Raw genomic sequence first — 3,864 nt, forward strand, 5'->3', positions numbered from 1 at the left:
CTCGCTCCCGGCGGGCGATCAGGCGGGGCGGATACCGCCGAACGCCTCCCCGAGCAGCCTGCGCACACCCACTCGGGTGACCTCCCGCGGATTCGGATACCGCCGTTCGGTCGCCAGATGCGCGGCCTCGTCGAGATCGCCCTCGGTCATCCCCAATTCGGCGAGCGTGGTGGGGCCGCCCGCCGCGGCGACCAGGTCGAACACCCCACCCGCCGCGGACCCGGTGCCGAGTGCCTCGGCGATACGCGCCATCACGTCCGGGACCGACTCTTCGTTGTAGGCCATGACGTGCGGCAGCATCACCGTGTGCGTCGCCGCGTGCGGCAGTTCGAACGAACCGCCGAGCACGTGACACAACTTGTGGTGCAGACCCATACCGACCGCGCCGAGGCACGTACCCGACAGCCACGCCGCCAGCAGCAACTCCGACCGGCCCCCGTGGTCGACGGCATCGGCGCCGAGCGCGGGCACCCCCCGGCCGATCGCGGCGATCGCCTGTAGCGCCAAGGCGTCGACGATCGGATTGGCCTGCTCGGCGTACAACGCCTCGACCGAATGCGCCATCGCGTTCATCGCGCTGGTCACGGCCATCGGCACCGGCATCGACAGCGTGAACTCGACGTCGTAGATCACCGTCTCCGGCAGGATCTCCGGCGCGGACCGGGTGGTCTTGACGCCATCCGCGGTCTCACCCAGCACCGACGTCACCTCGGACCCGGCGTAGGTCGTCGGCAGAATCACCTGATCGATGCCGGTGCGGACAGCGAGCGCCATCGCCAGTCCGGTCGTCGAGCCCCCACCGACCGCGACGACCGCATCGACGTCGTGCTCGTCGACCAGCCGCGACACACGGTCGGTGACCGCGACCGGCGTGTGCATGACCGCCCCGTCGAACCGCGCGACACGCAACGGCCCGAGGGCATCTTCCACCACGGCCGCCTGTCGCCGGACGTGGTCACCGCCCAGCAGCAACACCCGTGAACGGCCCAACCGGCTCACTTCCTCCGCCACGCGCGAAGCCGTTCCCGCTCCGAAAACCACCCGAGCAGGCCGTGCGGTGTAGACGAAGTTGTACATGCCTCCGATTGTCGCGGTTCCGGCCCGCCTGCCCGTCGTATTCGGCGTCAGTTCGCCGAAATCCGGTAGACCCGTTCGGCGTTGCGAGTGGTCGCGGCGGCCAACTCCGTGGGATCTTCACCGCGCACCTCGGCGAGCGCGCGCAGCGTGTACGGCAGGCAGTACGACTCGTTGGGGGCACCGCGGAAGGGATGCGGGGTCAGGAACGGGGCGTCCGTCTCCACCAGCACCTGCTCGCGCGGAACGAGCTGCGCTGCCGCACGCAGCGCCTTCGCGTTCTTGAAACTGACGGTGCCGGAAAAGCTGAGGACGTAACCGGCGTCGACGCACGCCCGCGCCATGACCGCGTCCGACGAGAAACAATGGAAGATCACCGTCTCGGGAGCACCCTCGTCGTGCAACACCCGCAACAGTTCGGTGTCGGCGTCGCGGTTGTGGATCATCAGCGGTTTACCGAGGCGCTTCGCGAGGTCGATGTGCCAGCGGAATCCGTCTTCCTGTTCGGCCGGATCGGCGCATCCGTCCAGTTTGCCGGGCCAATACAGATCCAGACCGGTCTCCCCCACCGCGACGCACCGCGGATCGGCGGCGAGACGTTCGATCTCGGCGCGGGTCTGCTCGTCGAGAACATTCGCACGGGTCGGGTGGATCGCGACCGCGGCGTAGACACGCTCGTCCCAGTGCGCGGCCCGCACCGCGAATCGCGCGGCGTCGAGATCGTCGGCGACCGTGACGACCCGGCCGACCCCGACCGCGGCTGCCCGATCGACGATGGCCGCGACCGATTCGGCGTCCTGCGCGCCACACGCATCGAGATGCGTGTGGGCGTCGACGAGGGGTGTCAAGGGTTCGGGGGGCTCGGGCGCGGGACGGGCTTTGCTCACGGGTTATACAGTAGGGCCACCATGACTGCGCCCACTCCCGCCCGCCCGCCGTTCTATCTGACCACCGCGATCGCGTACCCGAACGGTGTTCCGCACATCGGGCACGCCTACGAGTACATCTCGTCGGATGCGCTCGCCCGGTTCAAGAGGCTCGACGGCTTCGACGTGTACTTCATGACCGGCACCGACGAGCACGGCCTCAAAATGCAGCAGACGGCCGTGAAGGAAGGGCTTCCGGTCGAGGAGCTCGCCGCGCGCAACTCCGGTGTGTTCGAGGCCATGGACAAGGCCCTGAACATCTCGTACGACCGGTTCATCCGCACCACCGACGCGGACCACTTCGAGGCCAGCAAGGCCATCTGGCAGCGCATGGTCGACGCGGGCGACATCTACCTCGACTCGTATTCGGGCTGGTACTCGGTGCGCGACGAGGCGTTCTACGGCGAGGGTGAGACGACGCTGCAGGACGACGGTTCGCGTATCACGACGGAAACCGGCACCCCGGTGGAGTGGACCGAAGAGTCGACGTACTTCTTCCGATTGTCCGCCTACCAGGACAAGCTGCTCGCACTGTACGGGGAGCAGCCAGACTTCATCGCCCCCGCGACGCGGCGCAACGAGATCGTCAGCTTCGTCTCCGGCGGGTTGAAGGACCTGTCGATCTCGCGCACCACCTTCGACTGGGGCATCCCGGTGCCGGAGCACCCGGACCACGTCATGTACGTGTGGGTGGACGCGCTGACGAACTACCTCACCGGCGTCGGATTCCCGGACACCGATTCCGAGGCGTTTCGCAAGTTCTGGCCCGCGAATCTGCACATCATCGGCAAGGACATCACTCGCTTCCACACGGTGTACTGGCCCGCGTTCCTGATGTCCGCAGGTATCGAACTGCCGCAGCGGGTGTTCGTGCACGGCTTCCTGTTCAACAAGGGCGAGAAGATGTCGAAGTCGGTCGGTAATGTCGTCGACCCGCTCGAGATGGTCGAGAAGTACGGCCTGGACCAACTCCGCTTCTTCCTGCTGCGCGAGATCTCCTACGGCCAGGACGGTAGCTACAGCCACGAGGCGATCGCCACCCGCATCAACGCGGATCTGGCGAACGAACTGGGCAACCTGGCGCAGCGGTCGCTGACGATGGTCGCGAAGAACCTCGACGGTCTCGCCCCGACACCGGGTGAGTTCACCGCGGACGACCTGGCGTTGCTGACGCAGGCCGACGAGTTGTTGGAGAAGGTGCGCGCCGAGTTCGACGTCCAGGCCCTGCACCTGGCACTGGAGACGATCTGGCATGTGCTCGGCGAGACCAACCGATACTTCTCCGCGCAGCAACCGTGGGTGCTGCGCAAGACCGATCCGGCGCGCATGGCCACGGTCCTGTACGTGACGCTCGAGGTGGTTCGCATCGTCGGCATCCTCGTCCAGCCGGTGATGCCGGATTCGGGCGCGAAGATCCTCGACCTGCTCGGCCAGGACACCGACGCTCGTGCGTTCACGGACATCGCGACCCGACTGGTGCCGGGAACCACGCTTCCCGCGCCGTCACCGGTGTTCCCGCGGTTCGTCGACGACGCCGAATAGCGCCTGCCCCGGGTTTGTGTCGGTGCCTTCCGTCACACTGCCCACATGGGGAGTACTAGAACATACATTCGATCCGAAGACCTCGGCGCTCAGGCGCTGCTCGACGAGCTGACCTGGGCGTACGAACGCGGCTGGCAGCCGGCAGACCTGCTGCACGTCACGGCACGCTCGGGCAACCTCGCGGACGTGCCGCTCGCCGCGGCTGCGGTGCTGTTCGACGCGCACCGCAGCAGCGCGCGGGACCGCGCACCGGATTCCTGGTTGCGGCAGGTGCAGTCCGTCGCGGACACGCATCCACGCCTCGCCGAGGTCGCCCGGCGGG

General features: G+C 67.5%; 3 protein-coding genes and 1 pseudogene. 2 read left to right on the forward strand and 2 right to left on the reverse strand.

Annotated features, from left to right (window positions below; all coding sequences use genetic code 11):
* Positions 1-18: 18 nt before the first annotated feature.
* Together WAX14_RS12915 and WAX14_RS12920 are read right to left on the reverse strand one after the other, a co-directional pair.
* Positions 19-1,077, reverse strand: a complete 1,059-nt coding sequence (locus WAX14_RS12915; RefSeq protein ID WP_422628460.1) for a maleylacetate reductase — start codon at positions 1,075-1,077, stop codon at positions 19-21.
* Between the two features lie 47 nt (positions 1,078-1,124).
* Entirely contained in the window at positions 1,125-1,961 is an 837-nt protein-coding gene (locus WAX14_RS12920; protein ID WP_422628461.1) for a TatD family hydrolase, read from the reverse strand.
* Positions 1,962-1,982: 21 nt separating this feature from the next.
* Between WAX14_RS12920 and metG the strand changes: the two genes are divergently transcribed.
* Together metG and WAX14_RS12930 are read left to right on the forward strand one after the other, a co-directional pair.
* Positions 1,983-3,542 carry a methionine--tRNA ligase gene (gene metG, locus WAX14_RS12925; RefSeq protein ID WP_422628462.1) on the forward strand — a complete coding sequence of 520 codons (1,560 nt, stop codon included), beginning with the start codon at positions 1,983-1,985 and terminating at the stop codon, positions 3,540-3,542.
* Positions 3,543-3,587: 45 nt separating this feature from the next.
* A pseudogene (locus tag WAX14_RS12930) lies at positions 3,588-3,864 on the forward strand (hypothetical protein); the annotation flags it as partial.

It is taken from the genome of Rhodococcus sp. (in: high G+C Gram-positive bacteria) (assembly GCF_049299235.1).
In the GTDB taxonomy this organism is placed as follows: domain Bacteria; phylum Actinomycetota; class Actinomycetes; order Mycobacteriales; family Mycobacteriaceae; genus Rhodococcus.

Coding starts and splice junctions, on each gene's coding strand:
- WAX14_RS12915 (WP_422628460.1), bottom strand. CDS start 1,077: ATGTACAACTTCGTCTACACCGCACGGCCTGCTCGGGTGGTTTTCGGA.
- metG (WP_422628462.1), top strand. CDS start 1,983: ATGACTGCGCCCACTCCCGCCCGCCCGCCGTTCTATCTGACCACCGCG.